Below are 14600 nucleotides of genomic sequence, written 5' to 3' on the forward strand. Positions count from 1 at the left end.
GAAGCAGGTCAAGAATAACCCCTTCCGGGGGCCCCGGGACGGGGCGTAAGCCGGGTTCTGTTTTCCGCGGTCATCTCTCTGGGACCGGTGTCGCCACCGGCCTCAAGCGGCCCATCCCAGGGGTTCTGGCGGGCCGGGCCAGCCCTTCCCCTCTACCGGGCCTTGCACCGGGTGGGGTTTGCCGTGCCCCAGCCTGTTGCCAGGCCAGGCGGTGGGCTCTTACCCCACCGTTTCACCCTTGCCCGCACCGAGGCTTGGCCTCGGCCGCTGGCGGTCTATTCTCTGTGGCACTTTCCGTCGGGTTACCCCGCCCAGGCGTTACCTGGCACCCTGCCCTATGGTGCCCGGACTTTCCTCACCCAAGGGGGTTGGCCCTTGGGCGCGACCGCGCCCCCGTCCCGGGGCACCTTCATTCTACCATTGGGGGAAGCATTGGGGAAATCGCTCACGCTCCGGTTCAAAAGCCCAAAGAAACCCCGTTCCGGAGGGCGCGGCAAGGCGTGAACGGGGGGCGGAAACCGGCCTCCAAAGGCCCAAAAAGCCGGGGGGCAAGGAGGGCGAAGGGGGAAGGCCGAGCCACCCCCACCCCGGGCCTTTAAGGTCTTCTAGGGGCGCAGAAGCCCATCCGCCGGGAAGGGCCGGACCCGAAAAACGAGGGGGGCCGGGATGACCCCGGCCCCCCTCCTTCCGCCCTCAGAGGCCAAGCCTCTGGAGGAAGGCCTCCCAGGTCTCGGGCACGGGAAAGCCCTGGGCCGCGAGCCTCGCCCTCTCGGCGAACGCCTCCCGGGCCAGGGCCAAAGCGGCCTCCCGGTCCTCGCGGGCCGCGTCCCGGAGGTAGCGGCGGAAGGGGGTCCACTCCTCCACGGCGTCCAGGAGTTCGTCCGGGTCGGCCTCCTCCCCCAGGTCCAGGAGCCCCTTCACCCAGGACAGGTAGGCCCGGGCTAGGGCGAGGGGGGCGTAAGCCAATGGGGTTTCTTGAGCCATACCACCTTGCCCCACGGGACGTCCAGCTCGCTTAGGTCCCTCACGCTGTAGCCGGTGACCAGCGTCCCGCTGTGGAAGGAGTATACCACGAACCAAAGGCGCCTCATCCCGGGCCCCCGGGCCTCCTCGGGGATGAAGGAGGCCGGGGCCGCGGCGGCCAGCACCGGGCCCTGGCCCCGCGAATACGCGAAGAGGGCCGCCTCAGGGTGTGCGGCGGCCTCGAGGCACAGGCGCTCGTAGACCTCGGGAGGGGTACCCGGGGCCAGGTCCCCGTCCAGGACCCGCTGGGCCACGTGGAGCTCCAGGCTGGTGGCCCGCTCCCGGCCGAGGAGGGGCCTCAGCTCCTCGGGAACGGAGCGCCCCCGGCGGTTGAAGGGGGAGCGCGCCATCTCCCCGGCGGCGAAGAGCCAGTCCCGGGGGTCGGGCTTCCCCTGGCCCCGGCTCTCCGCCAGGCCCCGGAGCCGGGCCCGGGCCTCGGGGAGGGCGGCGAGGGCCCGCAGGAAGGCCCGCCAGAGCTCAGGGTGGTAGTCCCGGGGGTCGGGGCTCCACTCCTCCTCCGTGGGGGGGCGGCCGAAGCCCGCCTGGGGCTCGTGGGCCGGGGCCTCCCTCCAGGCCCGCCTCTCCCCCTCCTCCCGGGCGTAGGTGACCAGGACGGTCCGGCAGTTGTGGTGCAGGGGCGGGATGTGGGTGCGCCAGAAGGGGTGGTCGGCGGGGAGGACTACCCCGGCCAGGGGCCTGCACACCTCGGAGGTGCGCCCGTCCAGCACCACGGAGAGGCCCCAGTAGGGCCGGAGCTCCCGGGCGGAGACCGCCTCCTTCCACCGCCCCGCCCCGTAGGCCAGCTGGAGGTTGGTGCGGAAGATGACCTCCAGGCGGTGGCGGCTCCCCTCGCCCCAGGCGTTCCGCACCCGCCCGGAAAGCGCCTCTTGGAAGTCGGCGAAGGGCTTCCCCTCCCTCAGGGCCTCCTCGAGGGCGTCCATGACCTCCTGCACCATGTCCAAAGCGGCGAGCCCCGCGGCGAAGAAGGCCCGGCGCCTCGCCTCCTCGGCGAGGGCCCGGAACTCGGGGTCGGGGAGGGGGAGGCGGGCCCGGAACCAGGCCAGGGCCTCCTCGGGCCGCAGGGGGTCGGGCTCAACCGTCCAGGCCACTGTCCTGGCGCTGGGCGAGCCTGCCCGAAAGCTCCGAGAGGGTGAGGGCGGCGTCCAGGAGCTGGGCGAGCTCGGCGAAGGGGATGCCGGGGTAGAGGGCGAGGAGGCGCCGCCTCAGGTCCTCGTAGTCCTGGGCCTCGGCGATGGCCTGGAGGAGGTCGGGGAGGCCGGGCATGGGGGCCTTCTCCAGGAGGCGGTCCGCCAGGGCGTCCACGAAGGCCTGCCCCGCCACCATGCCCCGGGGCCGCCTCTCCTGGGGGGCGAGGGCGGGGGCGAGGACGGCCTCCCCTTCCCCGGGAGCGGGCACGCCGAACTCCTCCCGGAGCCAGGCCTCGGGCAGGGCGAGGCCCATGCCCTGGAGGGCCTGGAGCACCCGGGCCCGGGCCTCGAGGTCCTTCTCCTCCTCCACGCCCGGCACGGGATAGGGGGCGAGGTCCAGGAGCTCGGGGCCGAAGTTGAAGGCCACGAAGGGGCGGATGAGGCCCTCCCGAAGGGTCCGGGAGAGGGCGCGGGCGTCGGCCCGGAGGAGGTCTATCCGCACCCGCTCGTGCACCTTGGCCAGCGCGTAGCTCCCCCCGTCCCCCTCGCTGGAGGTGAGGGTCTGGCCTAAGACCGCCTGGGCCATCTCCCGGTTGGCGATGCGGATCAGGCCCTCGTACACCTGGGGGCCCTGGCCCTTGGCCGCCTCCAGGATCTCTATCTCCGTGTCCTTGGAGATGACCCCGGCGGCGTCCGCGCCGAGGGAGCGCACCGCCTCCTCAAGCCGCCTCCGCTCCTCCTCCCCGGCGGCGGGGTCGTACTTCCCGATGCGGTAGGGCTGGCCGTAGACCTCGGCGAAGACCACCCAGTCCTTGAGGGCGTAGTGCTTGAAGAGGTAGAGCCAGGCCAGGCTCCGCATGAGCCCGGCCCGGGTGGGGAGGCCGGAGCGGGCCTTGTAGCGGTGCTCTATGGCCGCCCCGTAGGGGAAGGGCTCCGCCTCCCCACGCTCCCCCACGAGGAGGAAGCGGTCCTGGGCCTCGTCGTAGGCCAGGGCCCCGGGGTGGACCCAGCGGAAGCGGGCGGGCCTCCAGAGGAGGCCGTCCCACTCCCAGGCCACGGCCACCACGCTCACCCCCTGGGGGATGGCGGAGAGGAGGTCCAGCATCAGGTCCTCCAGGGGGAGGTTCCACCACACCTCCTCCAGGGCCCCGAGGACCCGCTTCCCCTGGCGGGAGGCCTCGGCGGGCTCCAGGCGCCAGTCCAGGCCGATGACGGCGAGCTTCCGGGTCTGGAGGAGGCTCATGAGGAGGGCGTCCCGCTCCTCCATCTCCAGGAAGAGCTCCGCCTGCTCGGCCAGGTAGCCCTCGGCCCCCTGCCGGAGGATCCGGGTCAGGCGCTCGGGGGTGAGGCCGCGGGAAGGGTATCCGGCGAAGGGCCTCAGCACCGGGAGGCTTCCCCGGGCCGCCTTCGGGGGCTCCTTGGGGATGGGGTTGCCGTAGGGGTCCAGGATGGGCATCAGAACGCTCCTTTCCAGCCCGCGAAGGCCCGGCGGAGGACCGTGCGGTACTCCACGGGGCCCCGCCGGTTCTCCGCGGCGTGCAGGGCGAGGGCCAGGGCCCAAAAGCGGTCGGCGTGGCCCCGCTCCGAGCGCTCGGCGTCGTAGCGCACGTTGCCCGAGGGGGTGACGATGCGGCGCACGCTGTGGAGGTCCTCCCTGAGGGCCCGGTCCTCGGGGATGCGCACCTTCCGGTCCTCAAAGAGGAGGCGCAGGCGCTGGGCCAGGTCGGCCTTGACCTCGGGCGTGAACTTTACCGGCTCCACCTTGTAGCCGAAGGCCCGGCGGGCGTTCTCCGCCAGCATCTCCCCGAGGCCCGTGGCGTCCAGGCAGGCCCGGCGCACCCGGGGGAGGAGGGCGTGGAGGCGGCCCTCCTGCGCGTGGAAGGGGGCCCGGTGGAGGGCCTCGAGGAGGCGCACCCAGTAGACGTCCCCCACCCGCTCCAGGACCACGAAGACGGTGAGGTCCCGGTGGCGGCCCACGTCCATCCCCAGGTAGGCCCGCTCGGGATCCCAGTCCCCCCGGGGGTCCTCCTTGGCCTCCGCCTCCAGGATGAGGCTCCAGGGCAAAAAGGCCTCCTCGGCGCTCAGGAACTCGCAGAGGTACTCCTGCCGCCAGATGAACTCGTCGGCCAGGCCCGCCCGGAGCTCCTCGGGGTCCACGGGAAGGCCCTGGGCCACGGCGTCGTAGATGGTGACCCTGTGGCGGCTCCAGGCCTTCCCGCCCTTCTCCCAGAGCTCCCAGAACTTCCCCCGGGGGCCGTTCGGGGTGCTCATCACCCGGATCTTGAGGTCGGGCCTGCGGGTGATGATGGGGTACATGGCCGCCCAGATGGCCTCGGAGTCCTGGTGGAAGGCGAACTCGTCCAGCACCACGTTCCCCGTGTAGCCGCGGGCGGTGCGGGGGTTCGCGGGGAGGAAGATGAGGCGGGAGAGGTTGGGGAGGCGGATCTCCAGCTGGGTCACGCTCTCGCCCCCCTCAAAGAACCGGCTCTCCATGAGGGTGGCCACCTGCTTCATGGCGTCCAGGTGGGCCTTGGCCTTCTCCGCGAGCTCCCGGCTCTGCCGCTCCCCCGCCGAGAGGAGGACCCAGGTGCTCCCCCGGTGCTCCACGGCGTGGAGGGCGGCCTCGAGGGTGAGGGCGAAGCTTTTCCCCGTTTGGCGGGACCAGAGGCCGATCTTAAAGCGGCTCTCGTCCCGAAGCCACTCGCGCTGGTAGGGAAGAAGGTCAAAGGCCATACAGGTCCCGCTTGATGGCCTCAATCACCTCCGGCTCGATCTCCCGCACCCGGAGGGCCTTTTCCACCTTCTCCGCCGCCTCCTGCCTGAGGGAGCGGTCTATCCGCTCCAGGCTCAGGGCCACCCGGGCCGCCTCCAGCCCGAGGCGCACCACCTTCTCCGGGTCCACCTCCGCCTCCCCGAGCTCCAGCCCGTCCAGGTAGCGGAGGGCCTTGTGCACCACGATGTTGGCGAGGGCGGCGGCGTAGGAGAGGCGCTTTCCCGTGGCCTCCTCCACCGCCTCCACCAGGCGCTCCATCTGCAGCACCTGGTCCAGGGCCGGGGCCAGGTGCCGGGCGTGGCGGCGCAAGCCCGAGGGGGAAGCCTCCTGCCCCCGGGCCTGGAGCCAGCGGGCGATGCCCTCCAGGGTGTAGGGGCGCCCGTCTTCCTCCGTCTCCTCACCGAGGAGCATGGCGTCCACCCGCTCCCGGAGGTCGTCCGGGAGGGAGCAGACCTTGCAGAGGCGGTGCCTGCGGTAGTGGAGCCTCACGGCCGCCACCACCCCACCAGGGCCAGGACCAGGGCCAGGAGGAGGAGGCCGCGCTCGGCGTAGCGGGCCCGCCTCTCGCGGGCGAGCTCCTCCCTGAGGGCCCGGATCTCCCCCAACACCTCCTCGTGGTGGCGGCGGAAGGCCAGGTGCAGGGCGAGGAGCTCGTCCCGGAGGTCCACGCTACCTCCTCGGGAAGAGGACCCCGGGGTCCCGGGTGGTCCCCTCCACCAGGTCCATGCCCGCCCCCGTGAGCCGCACCAGGGTGAACTCCCCCTCCTCGTCCCAGGCGGCCTCCACGTAGCCCTTCTGCTGGAGGTAGCGCACGGCGGCGTTCATCTCGCTCCGGGAGGGGAGGAGGTGGGAGAGCTCCAGCACCCGGGCGAGCACGCCCCGGGGCATGGCGTAGGGGTCCTGGACGTTCACCGGCGGGTCGGCCCCCATCGCGTTGATGTAGAGGGCCTGGAGGATGGTCCCGCGCACTAGGCGCTGGCGGTTCGGGTCTCTGAGCATAGGCCTCCCTCAGGGAAAGAGCTTGTGGACGGGCAGGCCCAGAAGGGCCCCGAGGAGGGCGAGGAGGAGGGCCAGGACCGTCCAGAAGATGGGGCGGCCCCACACCGGAGGAGGGCTTTGGGGCAGGGCGCGGAAGAGGCGGAGGGCCCAAAGCCTCTCCCGCAGGGGCCTAAGGCGCTCCTCGGGGGCGCCCAGGCGGGAAAGCTCCTCCAGGACGCCCGAGAGGATCTCCAGCTCCAGGTCGCGCTCATCCACGCTCCCCCCTAAACGCGTTCGCCCCCGGGACGGCCCCGGGGGCACGTGTGGCACTCTAAGGCCAGTTTAGCCCGAACCTTGGTCCTTGTCTAGGGGAAGGACGGCGGCGAGCCGGGTGAGGCGCAAGAAGACCTCCAGGGTGTCCTCCCCCACCCCCTCCGCGCGGCGGAAGCGGCCCGAGGGGGCGTGCCAGTAGAGGAGCCTCCGGGCCCGGCCCAGGCCGAGGTAGGCCTCGAGGGCCTGCCTCTCCCCCAGGCTCAGGCCCCGGAGGAAGGCCTGGTAGGTGTCCCGGTAGAGCCTGAGCTCGTGGGGCAGATCGCCGGCGGGAGAGCGGGGGACGTAGACCGGGAGGAAGGCGGGGCGGGAAGGCCCCCCGGCGTAGGCTCGGGGGCGGTCCGCCCCCCGGGGGGCCGGGTCCTGGGGGGAGAGCTCCACCCAGCGGGCCTCCCCGTGGGCCACCCGCCAAAGGGCCAGGGCCAGGAAGTTGGCCCGCCAGAGGTCCAGGGGTTCATGCATGGCGGTCCTCCCTCAAGGCCCACCCCTCCCCGGTCCTGTGGACCAGGCCCTGGTCCTCCAGGCGGTCCAACCAGCGGCGGACCGTGGTCTTGGGCCAGCCCAGGTCCCGGACCAGGGCGGTGAGGCTCACGGGCTCCCGGTACCGGGAGAGGACCCGCAGAACCTCGGCGGCCCGGCCCTCCCCTTCCACGCTGAGCTCCATCGTTTTCTCCTGGTACCGGATGGTGGTCCGCTCCTGGTCAGGGGCGGTACCGCTTTCCCGGAAGGTGGTACCACCGGGCACCCCGGAAGGTGCCACCCCGGCCCCTTCCGGTACCACCTCCTGGACCACCCCGGTACCGGGGAAGGGGGAGCGCGGTACCACGGCGGTACCACCCGCCCGGAGGGCGGTACCACCCGGTACCGCCCGCCCGGACCGCTCCCGGTCCCCGGGGACCACCCGGACCATCTCCCCCACCACCTTCCCCACCACCCAGGTCCCCACGGGAACGAAGAGGCTCATGGCCAGGGTCTCCCAGGGCTGAAGGCCGGGGGCCGCCCGGTGCATGGAGAGGGCGTTCCCCATCCACACCAGGAGGAGGGCGGCCAGGGCCCCGCCCGAGGCCCAGGAGGAGCCCCGCAGGAGGGAGTTGGAGAGGAGGGAGAGGAGGAAGGCCGTGAACTCCAGGCTCCCCGCCAGGCCCCAGGCCAGCCAGGGGGGCAGGGCCCCCAGGGAAAGGGCGTACCACTGGGCCAGGTGGCCCGCGCTCATGGCCAGGGTGGAGAGATAGGCCAGCACCAAAAGCGCTACGAACGCCGTCTTCATCTTGCGCCTCCTTTCAGGGCGCGCTCCAGGTCGTAGAGCAGTGCGAGGGCCCGGGCCTGGGCCCCCTCCAAGAGGGCGATGCGCTTGAGGAGCGCCGCCTCCCGGGCCCTCAGGGCCTCGGCCTCGCGCTCCAGGCCCTCGAGGCGGCCCAGGGCCTGCCGGAGCGCGGCCTCGGCCCGCTCCAAGCGCAGGTAATCGGCCCCGGAGGCCGCCTCAAAGGCGTGTTGCGTTACCACGGCAAGGGCTTCCCGTGGCTCCATGCAACCTCCCCCAGCGGCTGCCACATGAAGTAGACCCGCTCTCCTTCCCGCCGGAACCAGACCAGGCCCCCGGGCACCCGCACCGCCTCCTCCATGAGGCCGAGGCCGGGGGCGTAGGGCCTCCCCTGGGCGGTGATGCCCAAGTAAACGGGCATCCCCCGGGCCCGCCGCCGCAGGAGAAGCCCCACCTCCGCCAGGAACTCCCCGAAGTCCTTCATACCCACCTCCAGGCCAGGGCCAGGACCACCCCCAGAAGGCCGAAGAAGACCGCGAAGAGGAGGAGGCCCACCGAGGCCCCCTCGGGCAGGGGCGCCCGGCGGCCCAGGGCGAGCCAGGCGAAGAGGAGGAGAAGCCCCGCCTGGCCCGCGGCCACGTAGATCAGGACCAGCTTGAGAAGCGCCGCCATAGGGCCTCCTCTACCTCCAGGGGGTCGTACCCCCAGTCCAGGGCCACGAGCGCTTCCCCGAGGAAGAGGGCCAGCGTCCAGCGGCCCTCCTCGTCCAAGAAGGCGTGGAGCGAAAGCCCCCCCATCCGGCGCGGGTAGCGCGAAAGTAGCCCCTCCAGGAAGGCCAGGACCTCATCGTCCCCCTCCATCGGCCACCTCAAAGAGCGAGGGCTGGGACCACCTGGGGGCCCGGTGCCGCCTCCAGTGGGTCCAGGCCAGGTCCAGGCCCCGCACCGCCGCGTGGAGCTCCTCAATGCGGGAGACCAGGCTCTGGCGGAAGGCCCGGAACTCCTCCTCCGAGGCCGCCACCCGGTAGACCTCGTCCCCAGTGGGGGACTCCGCCACCACCACGGGGAGCACCCCGCGCTTGCGGAGCTCGGCGATGATGGCCCGCCCCCGGCGGTCGCCGCCGAAGTGGCGCCCGAACTCCTCCCGCGGCACCCCCCATGTCCCCCGCATGAGCAGGAGCCCCGCCGCGGCCCGGAGCTCGCCGTCCGTGATCTTGGGGATCTTCACCGCTCCTCCTCCCCGGCCACGGCCTCGGCCAGCCTGAGAAGGGCCTCCTCGGGGGAGACCCCCAGGGCCTCCTTCCCCCCGGCCGAGGCGCGAAAGCCGCCCTTATCCGTGGCCAGCTCCACCCTGAGCCCCGCCCGCTCCATGAGGCGGAGGGCGAGCCAGGCGGCCTGGGCCGCGGGCACGCCCCCCTCCAGGAGGCGCTCCAGGCTGGCCGCGGTGATGTAGACCCGGCGCCCCACCCGCACGGTGCGCACCCGCCCCTCCCGCACCAGGCGCTCCACGGCGGGCTTCCCCACCTCCAGCACCGCCGCCGCCTGGGCGGGGGTGAGAAGGGGGCGGTCCAGGCCCATCTCCCTGAGCCTTTCCCGAATCACGCCACCTCCTCCTTCCCGGCCGGGGCGAACTCCAGCACCCGCCAGGGCCCCATCACCTCCAGGGCCTTGGGCTCGGCGTAGGGGCCGTCCCAGAGGCGCAGGGGCCGGAGCCAGAACATGACCCCGCCCCCCTCCCACTTCAGGAAGACCGTCCCCTCCCCCGTGAGCCCGCGGATCCGCAGGCGGTAGGGGGTGCCGGGGTCGGCCCGGAGCCTGCGAAGGAGCATCCTAGGGTCCACGGCGCGCCTCCACCCAGGCCAGGGAGAGGTGGGGGTCGCACCGCCAGCAGAAGATGTCGTCGGCGATGCGCCCCGTGCCCCCGCAGAGGCCGCAGGGCCGGAGCCGAAGGGCCACCTCCTGGGCCTCCGCCTCGTCCCGGTAGAGCTGGGCCAGGAAGGTCTGGCCGTGCCGCTCCGCCAGCCGGGCCCGTTCCCGGAGCTCCGCCGGGGTAAGCCCGTAGCCCCGGATGGTGTCCAGGACGCTCTTGAAGGGCCTCCTCATGGGCAGGCCACCCCCTTCATGCGGTGCGGGTGGGAGAGCACCTCCCGCGCCTTCTGGTCCGAGTCGGCCTCGGCGGCCAGGCGCACCGCCAGGGCCCGGCGGGCCAGGCGCTCCAGCTCCGCCAGGTCCACGGCCTCGGTGTCCCGGGCCTCGTTGGCCGCCCGCACCATGTCCCGGGCCAGGTCGTAGAGGGCGTAGGCCACCCGCAGGTGCCGGGGAAGCCCCTCCTCCGCCAGCTCGTCCACCAGCTCCTCCAGCTTGGTCCGCTCACGCTTCTTCACGGCGCACCTCCCCGTGCCGAGCCAGCCACTCCCGCTCGGCCTCGGCCAGGATCTCCTGAATGCCCCTGCCCGCCTCCTCCAGGGGGCGGGGGCGCGCCCCCCGGAGGGCTTCCTGAAGGGCGGCCCGGACCTCCGGGTCCTCCCTGAGAAGCCGAATGAGCTCCTCCCGCGTCATCAGTTCCCTCCCCGGGGCGCCGGGGGCCTCGCCCCGAAGAAGCCCTGGGCCAGGGCCGTCTCCAGAGCCTCGGTGTGCCGGGCCACCAGCGCCCCGTAAATGGCCTTCCGCTCGTGCTCCAAGACTTCAAGCTCCGCCTGGAGCTTGTCCAGCTGGGTGAGGATCTGGTTCAGGCGCCGCTCCGCCTTCTGCCAGTCCGGGACCTGGGCCAGAAGGGTCCGGGCCCGGGCCTGGCGCTCCCGGTCGGTCTTGGCCTGGACCTCCAGGTAGGCCTGGGCCTCCCGGGCCTCCATCCACCGCTCCAGCTCCCGCCGCTCCGCCCGCAAGGCCGTCATCTGGCGCTTCACCTCGCCGATGAGGCCGGGGAGCTCCAGGAGGCGCATGACCAGGCGGGGGCCCTCGAGGGGGTGGTCAATCCGGTTCATGAAGGGCCTCCTCCACAAACCGAACCGCCTCTTCCTCTTCGGGGAAGGGCTCCACCAGCACATGAACCACTACCTGGCCGTACCAGCCGGGAAATACCCGCACCTGTGGACGAATCTCCACAACTCTCACACGCATGAGTGTTCCCATAGCCGAAGATGGGCGTAGATCTTGAAGCTCTAGAAGCATCCCCTCCTGGAGCCAGAAGAGGGCCGTGGTCAGGATGACGTGGGGCTTCTCCGGCCACCTTCCCTCGTCGGCCAGGTAAATGTACGTGCCCTCCGACTTCACCGGAGGTATCTCAGGGGGCCTCTTGGACCTCACCGCACACCCCCGGCCAGGTTCAAGCGAGCGGCCACCCGGCGCACGTGGGCCGGGCTGAAGGCCGCCTTGGTGAGACCCCTATCGGCGTTGAACTCCACCACCCGGTCCATCTGGCGCACGAGGCGCACGATGTCCCGCAGGATGCCCCCCGTGAGGGTGTGCACCTCGGCCAGGGTCTCCGGGGAATACCCCGAGCCCTGGTAGATGGCCTGGGTCTCCTGGAGGGAGATGGGGCCTATCCGGGCGATGGTGCCGATGCGGCTCTCAATGTCCCGGTGGCGCCGGATGGCGCCCTCAAACTCCTCGGAGGTGATGAGCACGAACGAGCTCCCCGTCTCGTCCGCCAGGTACTTCACCGTCTCCAGGGTGGGGCGGTCCATGAGCTGGGCCTCGTCCACGAAGACCACCCTGGGCGTGAGGAGGAGGGCGTCCCGCACCATGCTCAGGAGGACGCGGAATACCTTGGTGCGGGTGATGCGGAGCTCCACCGCCAGGTCCTCCAGGAAGGCCGCCGGGCTGTAGCTGGGCTGGGCCCGCACCCAGGGGGCCTCGTGCTCCCGGGCCCAGTACCTGCAGGTTAGGGTCTTCCCCACCCCCGCCGGACCCACCACCAGGGCCAGGGGGAAGGCCTCCTGGGCCACCAGGTTGAGGTGCCCGAGGAGGCCCTTGGCCCCCTCCGTGGGGATGAACCCGTCCCGGGGGTCCTTCCAGAGGTCCGCCTCCCCCATGACGATGCCCAGGGCCTCGTCAATGAGGGCCGTCCAGTCGCCGTTCCCGCCGTTACGCTTCGCCATGCGCTACCTCCTATTCCTCCTCGCCCGGGAAGCGGTGGCCCCGCTCGCGAAGCCACCGCTCCCCCAGGGCGATGGGGTCCAGAATCAGGTCGTCCTCCAGCTCGGCCTCCAGCTCCGCCGCGGCCCGGGCCACCTCCTCCGGGGAGGGGGCGGGAAGCTCCTCCTGGGCCCGCAGGACCACGCGCTCCCGCCGGGCGGGCAGGGGGGCGAGCCCGGAAAGCCGCTCCAGGATCTCCTCCATCCGCACGGCGGGGGAAAGCTCCTCCACGAGCTTCCTCGCCTCCTCCTGGAGGGCCCGGATGGCGGCCCTGTCCGCCGCCCGCTTGGCGCGGGCCTCGAGGCTGTCCGCCCGCAGGGGCTCGGGAAGAAGCTCCCCGAGCACCCTGAGGGTGCCGTCGGGGTTCTTCAGGGCCACGCGCAGGGGCTGGCCGGGGAGGACCTGGACGTCCAGGACCACCACCTTCTGCCCCTGCCAGGGCAGGAGGCTTCCGTGGCGCGGGTCCAGGTACCAGGTGCGGCCCCGGTACTCCACCGTGCCGTTCCCCCGCACCTTGCGCTCCACCTGGTAGGCGGCCAGGAGGTAGAGGTCCTCCAGGTGGAAGTCCACCAGGCGGTGCCGCGGCACGAAGGCCCGGAAGAGGTCCAGGCGGCTCAGGCCGTCCTCCAGGGGCTCCCGGTGCCAGGAGCCGATGAGCCACTGCAGGGCCCTCTGCTTGTACTCGTCCTCCAGGAGGAGGCGCTCCGGCCAGGGGTCCCGCTCGGGGGGCATGCCCTCCAGGACCCAGCGCCGGGTGTTCTGGAAGAGGCGCTTGAGCTCCGAGGAGTCCCGCTCCGTGGCGTCCCGCCCGGCGTAGCCCGGGAGGAGGGCCTCAACGGTTTGGTGGAAAGCCCCGAAAAACCGCTCCACCTTACCCCGGGTGTGGGAGATCCGGGGGCGGGAGTAGACCAGCTCCACGCCCAGGGCTTGGGCCCACCTCTCGCTTTTCTCCGAGCGGTAGACCTTGCCGTTGTCCCAGTAGATTTTCTCGGGCACCCCGCGCACGTCCCATTCGGGCACCAGGAAGGTCTTGTCCTGGGTCATGAGGATGAGGAGCTGGTCCGTGGGCACCTGCCCCTCTTCCCGGCTGAACACCAGGGAGGGCACCGCCCCGGAGAACACGTCTATGGCGGCGTGGATGCGGAGGCGCACCATCCGGTCCTCGTCGGGGACGTAGACGAACACATCGCATCTGGTCATGTCCACCATGACCATCTGCATGGGGTACTCGGCCAGGACGTGCCCCGCCCAGGTGCGGGCGAACTCCCGCCTGCCCTCCTCCGTGAGGAGGGCCCAGCGGAACGCCGGGTTCTCCTCGGCCTTGCGGAGGATGCGGCGCACGGTGGTCTCCGAGAGCTTGAACATGGTCTCCGTGGAATAGGGGCGGTAATAGAGCACCCGCTCGTCGTTCAGGGCGATGATGCGGAGGATGCGCCGGGCCGAGGCCCCGGGGTGGGCGAGCTTCAGGCCCACCACGAGCTTCCTGAGCTCGGCGGGCACGCGGTGCGTCCCCTTATCCCGCCTGCTTCGCGGGGCTAGGGCCTTCCCCCCCTCGTTCAGGTAGCGGCGCACCAGTCGTGAAAGGTAGTTGGGCGTCACGCCCAGGCGCTCCGCCTCGGCCTTGATTAGGTCCCACCGGAGGCCCGGGGGCAGATCCTGGTACTCCTGGGCGATGCGCGCGATGCGCAGGAGGCCCGGTCTCTCTCCCTGACCATCAGGGAGGGACGGGAGGCTGGGCGGGTTCTCCTCTCTCCCCCTGGAGTTTTGGCCCAGCACCAGGGCGAGAGCGTCGGTGTCCACCAGGGTGCGGTACGTCCGGCCCACCTTGTCCTTGCGGGTGGGCAAGTTATAGCGGCGAATCGTCTCAAAGGCCCAGGCCCTTGAAACTCCCAGCTGCTTTGCGGCTTCATCAACGGGAAGCCAGGGCATGGTTATCGTCCTCCTCCAACAGGTCCCTGATATCGGCATCTAAGGCCTTCGCCAAGCGAACTAGGGTCCTCACCTCGAGGCGAAAGCGCTCGCCTTTGAGAATCTGGGATATGTGCCCCGTTGAAAGGCCACTGAGCCGAGCTAGGTCTACAGGGCGCAGTCCCCTAGCCAGCATGAGGGCTTTGAGCTTTTCTCGGTTCACCATATCCATGCCCCTTTACACGCACCTGCGAGTAGCTTAATCTACTCTCGCATGTGCGTCAAGGGGGGGCTGAAAGATGAGCCAACTCGCCAAGCTAGACAAGGAAAAAGTCAAACTAGAAGGCCCCTTCGCCGAAGAAATCCTGGCGGCCATGAAGCGCCTCGGCATGAGGCGCTTGGAAGAGTTTGCTGATACCTTCGGCCTTGGCCGGACCACGGTATACAACCTCGTCTTGGGCCGAAAAGTGGGCAACAAGTGGATCAAGCCTTCCCTAGACACCGTGGTCAAGCTTTCAACCGCTCTCAACATCCCCGTTGAAGAACTGATTGCCAAGCTCTATGAGAACGAGATGCCCCTCGTGATGCGGCAGGAAGTCCAGGTCCCCATCCTCGGCTACGTGGGCGCTGGCCCCTCCCAGGCGGAGGAGATTGAGGAACGCACCGTCCCGGTGCGGGTGAAGGGGAGCGCCCGGCACCTCGCCGCCTTCGTGGTGCGGGGCAACTCCATGTGCGCCGGGCGGCGCCCCATCTGCGATGGGGACATCGTCATCGTCAACACCGAGGACAAGGGGCACCCCGGGGCCATCGTGGTGGCCCGGCTGCAAAACGGGGAGTACGTGGCCAAGCTCCTGAAAAACGGCCTCCTGGTCTCCGCCAATCTGGAAGAAAACCACGGCCCTCCCGTCATCCCCGCGAGCGAGGTAGCCGAGATCGTGGGCAGGGTGGTGGAGGTGAGAAGCCGTGTAGATTGACAAGGACCAAGCTTAGGGATAAACTGGCCCTAGAGTGCCAAAGGTGCCCCCGGGGAAATCCCGGGGGCA

The 14600-nt window shown here is 71.1% G+C and carries 26 protein-coding genes and 1 other RNA gene; 1 reads left to right on the plus strand and 26 read right to left on the minus strand.

Features of this window, described 5'->3' with window-relative positions; translation table 11 throughout:
* Window positions 1–30 precede the first annotated feature (30 nt).
* The 26 genes from rnpB to KQ693_RS13010 all read right to left on the minus strand — a co-directional run bounded on the left by rnpB (window position 31) and on the right by KQ693_RS13010 (window position 13789).
* An RNA gene (gene rnpB, locus KQ693_RS10285) (RNase P RNA component class A) lies at window positions 31–401 on the minus strand.
* A gap of 292 nt (window positions 402–693) precedes the next feature.
* The gene (locus KQ693_RS10290; RefSeq protein WP_267261182.1) at window positions 694–921 is read right to left on the minus strand and encodes a hypothetical protein; all 228 of its coding nucleotides are present in this window, start codon (window positions 919–921) and stop codon (window positions 694–696) included.
* Window positions 922–941: 20 nt separating this feature from the next.
* The gene (locus KQ693_RS10295) at window positions 942–2132 is read right to left on the minus strand and encodes a phage head morphogenesis protein (protein ID WP_267261183.1); all 1191 of its coding nucleotides are present in this window, start codon (window positions 2130–2132) and stop codon (window positions 942–944) included.
* A complete protein-coding gene (locus tag KQ693_RS10300) occupies window positions 2116–3627 on the minus strand; it encodes a phage portal protein family protein (RefSeq protein ID WP_267261184.1) in 1512 nt (503 codons plus the stop codon). Before KQ693_RS10300 ends, KQ693_RS10295 begins: the two co-directional genes overlap by 17 nt.
* The gene (locus tag KQ693_RS10305; protein ID WP_267261185.1) at window positions 3627–4904 is read right to left on the minus strand and encodes a terminase large subunit domain-containing protein; all 1278 of its coding nucleotides are present in this window, start codon (window positions 4902–4904) and stop codon (window positions 3627–3629) included. The genes KQ693_RS10300 and KQ693_RS10305 overlap by 1 nt, the downstream gene beginning before the upstream one ends.
* Window positions 4894–5442 carry a phage protein Gp27 family protein gene (locus tag KQ693_RS10310; protein WP_267261186.1) on the minus strand — a complete coding sequence of 183 codons (549 nt, stop codon included), beginning with the start codon at window positions 5440–5442 and terminating at the stop codon, window positions 4894–4896. Before KQ693_RS10310 ends, KQ693_RS10305 begins: the two co-directional genes overlap by 11 nt.
* Window positions 5430–5612: a hypothetical protein gene (locus KQ693_RS10315; RefSeq protein ID WP_267261187.1), complete on the minus strand. Its 183-nt coding sequence runs from the start codon at window positions 5610–5612 to the stop codon at window positions 5430–5432. The genes KQ693_RS10310 and KQ693_RS10315 overlap by 13 nt, the downstream gene beginning before the upstream one ends.
* A 1-nt stretch (window position 5613) precedes the next feature.
* Window positions 5614–5943, minus strand: coding sequence for a hypothetical protein (locus KQ693_RS10320; protein ID WP_267261188.1), 330 nt, complete (start codon window positions 5941–5943; stop codon window positions 5614–5616).
* A 9-nt stretch (window positions 5944–5952) separates the two neighbouring features.
* Window positions 5953–6198: a hypothetical protein gene (locus tag KQ693_RS10325; protein ID WP_267261189.1), complete on the minus strand. Its 246-nt coding sequence runs from the start codon at window positions 6196–6198 to the stop codon at window positions 5953–5955.
* 66 nt (window positions 6199–6264) lie between these two features.
* On the minus strand, window positions 6265–6714 hold the full coding sequence (locus KQ693_RS10330; protein ID WP_267261190.1) for a hypothetical protein: 450 nt from the start codon (window positions 6712–6714) through the stop codon (window positions 6265–6267).
* Window positions 6707–7519: a helix-turn-helix domain-containing protein gene (locus KQ693_RS10335; RefSeq protein ID WP_267261191.1), complete on the minus strand. Its 813-nt coding sequence runs from the start codon at window positions 7517–7519 to the stop codon at window positions 6707–6709. Before KQ693_RS10335 ends, KQ693_RS10330 begins: the two co-directional genes overlap by 8 nt.
* On the minus strand, window positions 7516–7779 hold the full coding sequence (locus KQ693_RS10340; protein WP_267261192.1) for a hypothetical protein: 264 nt from the start codon (window positions 7777–7779) through the stop codon (window positions 7516–7518). Before KQ693_RS10340 ends, KQ693_RS10335 begins: the two co-directional genes overlap by 4 nt.
* On the minus strand, window positions 7749–7997 hold the full coding sequence (locus KQ693_RS10345; protein ID WP_267261193.1) for a hypothetical protein: 249 nt from the start codon (window positions 7995–7997) through the stop codon (window positions 7749–7751). The genes KQ693_RS10340 and KQ693_RS10345 overlap by 31 nt, the downstream gene beginning before the upstream one ends.
* Window positions 7994–8185, minus strand: a complete 192-nt coding sequence (locus tag KQ693_RS10350) for a hypothetical protein (protein WP_267261194.1) — start codon at window positions 8183–8185, stop codon at window positions 7994–7996. The genes KQ693_RS10345 and KQ693_RS10350 overlap by 4 nt, the downstream gene beginning before the upstream one ends.
* A complete protein-coding gene (locus KQ693_RS10355) occupies window positions 8158–8373 on the minus strand; it encodes a hypothetical protein (protein WP_267261195.1) in 216 nt (71 codons plus the stop codon). Before KQ693_RS10355 ends, KQ693_RS10350 begins: the two co-directional genes overlap by 28 nt.
* Window positions 8357–8740 carry a hypothetical protein gene (locus KQ693_RS10360; protein WP_267261196.1) on the minus strand — a complete coding sequence of 128 codons (384 nt, stop codon included), beginning with the start codon at window positions 8738–8740 and terminating at the stop codon, window positions 8357–8359. Before KQ693_RS10360 ends, KQ693_RS10355 begins: the two co-directional genes overlap by 17 nt.
* Window positions 8737–9114: a helix-turn-helix domain-containing protein gene (locus KQ693_RS10365; protein ID WP_267261197.1), complete on the minus strand. Its 378-nt coding sequence runs from the start codon at window positions 9112–9114 to the stop codon at window positions 8737–8739. The genes KQ693_RS10360 and KQ693_RS10365 overlap by 4 nt, the downstream gene beginning before the upstream one ends.
* Window positions 9111–9353, minus strand: coding sequence for a hypothetical protein (locus tag KQ693_RS10370; RefSeq protein ID WP_267261198.1), 243 nt, complete (start codon window positions 9351–9353; stop codon window positions 9111–9113). Before KQ693_RS10370 ends, KQ693_RS10365 begins: the two co-directional genes overlap by 4 nt.
* Entirely contained in the window at window positions 9343–9615 is a 273-nt protein-coding gene (locus tag KQ693_RS10375) for a hypothetical protein (RefSeq protein ID WP_267261199.1), read from the minus strand. The genes KQ693_RS10370 and KQ693_RS10375 overlap by 11 nt, the downstream gene beginning before the upstream one ends.
* A complete protein-coding gene (locus KQ693_RS10380; RefSeq protein ID WP_267261200.1) occupies window positions 9612–9896 on the minus strand; it encodes a hypothetical protein in 285 nt (94 codons plus the stop codon). The genes KQ693_RS10375 and KQ693_RS10380 overlap by 4 nt, the downstream gene beginning before the upstream one ends.
* On the minus strand, window positions 9883–10071 hold the full coding sequence (locus tag KQ693_RS10385) for a hypothetical protein (protein ID WP_267261201.1): 189 nt from the start codon (window positions 10069–10071) through the stop codon (window positions 9883–9885). Before KQ693_RS10385 ends, KQ693_RS10380 begins: the two co-directional genes overlap by 14 nt.
* Window positions 10071–10496 (minus strand): hypothetical protein, encoded by a 426-nt coding sequence (locus KQ693_RS10390; RefSeq protein ID WP_267261202.1) that lies wholly within the window; start codon window positions 10494–10496, stop codon window positions 10071–10073. Before KQ693_RS10390 ends, KQ693_RS10385 begins: the two co-directional genes overlap by 1 nt.
* Window positions 10483–10818 (minus strand): hypothetical protein, encoded by a 336-nt coding sequence (locus tag KQ693_RS10395; protein WP_267261203.1) that lies wholly within the window; start codon window positions 10816–10818, stop codon window positions 10483–10485. Before KQ693_RS10395 ends, KQ693_RS10390 begins: the two co-directional genes overlap by 14 nt.
* Window positions 10815–11612 carry an AAA family ATPase gene (locus tag KQ693_RS10400; protein ID WP_267261204.1) on the minus strand — a complete coding sequence of 266 codons (798 nt, stop codon included), beginning with the start codon at window positions 11610–11612 and terminating at the stop codon, window positions 10815–10817. The genes KQ693_RS10395 and KQ693_RS10400 overlap by 4 nt, the downstream gene beginning before the upstream one ends.
* 10 nt (window positions 11613–11622) lie before the next feature.
* Window positions 11623–13578, minus strand: coding sequence for a DDE-type integrase/transposase/recombinase (locus tag KQ693_RS10405; RefSeq protein ID WP_267261205.1), 1956 nt, complete (start codon window positions 13576–13578; stop codon window positions 11623–11625).
* The gene (locus tag KQ693_RS13010) at window positions 13559–13789 is read right to left on the minus strand and encodes a helix-turn-helix domain-containing protein (protein WP_416376359.1); all 231 of its coding nucleotides are present in this window, start codon (window positions 13787–13789) and stop codon (window positions 13559–13561) included. The genes KQ693_RS10405 and KQ693_RS13010 overlap by 20 nt, the downstream gene beginning before the upstream one ends.
* 67 nt (window positions 13790–13856) lie before the next feature.
* Between KQ693_RS13010 and KQ693_RS10410 the strand changes: the two genes are divergently transcribed.
* Window positions 13857–14531, plus strand: coding sequence for a helix-turn-helix domain-containing protein (locus KQ693_RS10410; RefSeq protein WP_267261206.1), 675 nt, complete (start codon window positions 13857–13859; stop codon window positions 14529–14531).
* Window positions 14532–14600 lie beyond the last annotated feature (69 nt).

It is taken from the genome of Thermus brevis, assembly GCF_026427635.1.
In the GTDB taxonomy this organism is placed as follows: Bacteria; Deinococcota; Deinococci; order Deinococcales; family Thermaceae; genus Thermus; species Thermus antranikianii.

Bases quoted from the DNA above. Each gene is read 5' to 3' on its own strand.
- KQ693_RS10300 (WP_267261184.1), bottom strand. From the start codon at position 3,627: ATGCCCATCCTGGACCCCTACGGCAACCCCATCCCCAAGGAGCCCCCG.
- KQ693_RS10305 (WP_267261185.1), bottom strand. From the start codon at position 4,904: ATGGCCTTTGACCTTCTTCCCTACCAGCGCGAGTGGCTTCGGGACGAG.
- KQ693_RS10320 (WP_267261188.1), bottom strand. From the start codon at position 5,943: ATGCTCAGAGACCCGAACCGCCAGCGCCTAGTGCGCGGGACCATCCTC.
- KQ693_RS10330 (WP_267261190.1), bottom strand. From the start codon at position 6,714: ATGCATGAACCCCTGGACCTCTGGCGGGCCAACTTCCTGGCCCTGGCC.
- KQ693_RS10335 (WP_267261191.1), bottom strand. From the start codon at position 7,519: ATGAAGACGGCGTTCGTAGCGCTTTTGGTGCTGGCCTATCTCTCCACC.
- KQ693_RS10340 (WP_267261192.1), bottom strand. From the start codon at position 7,779: ATGGAGCCACGGGAAGCCCTTGCCGTGGTAACGCAACACGCCTTTGAG.
- KQ693_RS10345 (WP_267261193.1), bottom strand. From the start codon at position 7,997: ATGAAGGACTTCGGGGAGTTCCTGGCGGAGGTGGGGCTTCTCCTGCGG.
- KQ693_RS10350 (WP_267261194.1), bottom strand. From the start codon at position 8,185: ATGGCGGCGCTTCTCAAGCTGGTCCTGATCTACGTGGCCGCGGGCCAG.
- KQ693_RS10355 (WP_267261195.1), bottom strand. From the start codon at position 8,373: ATGGAGGGGGACGATGAGGTCCTGGCCTTCCTGGAGGGGCTACTTTCG.
- KQ693_RS10375 (WP_267261199.1), bottom strand. From the start codon at position 9,615: ATGAGGAGGCCCTTCAAGAGCGTCCTGGACACCATCCGGGGCTACGGG.
- KQ693_RS10385 (WP_267261201.1), bottom strand. From the start codon at position 10,071: ATGACGCGGGAGGAGCTCATTCGGCTTCTCAGGGAGGACCCGGAGGTC.
- KQ693_RS10390 (WP_267261202.1), bottom strand. From the start codon at position 10,496: ATGAACCGGATTGACCACCCCCTCGAGGGCCCCCGCCTGGTCATGCGC.
- KQ693_RS10400 (WP_267261204.1), bottom strand. From the start codon at position 11,612: ATGGCGAAGCGTAACGGCGGGAACGGCGACTGGACGGCCCTCATTGAC.
- KQ693_RS10405 (WP_267261205.1), bottom strand. From the start codon at position 13,578: ATGCCCTGGCTTCCCGTTGATGAAGCCGCAAAGCAGCTGGGAGTTTCA.
- KQ693_RS13010 (WP_416376359.1), bottom strand. From the start codon at position 13,789: ATGGATATGGTGAACCGAGAAAAGCTCAAAGCCCTCATGCTGGCTAGG.
- KQ693_RS10410 (WP_267261206.1), top strand. From the start codon at position 13,857: ATGAGCCAACTCGCCAAGCTAGACAAGGAAAAAGTCAAACTAGAAGGC.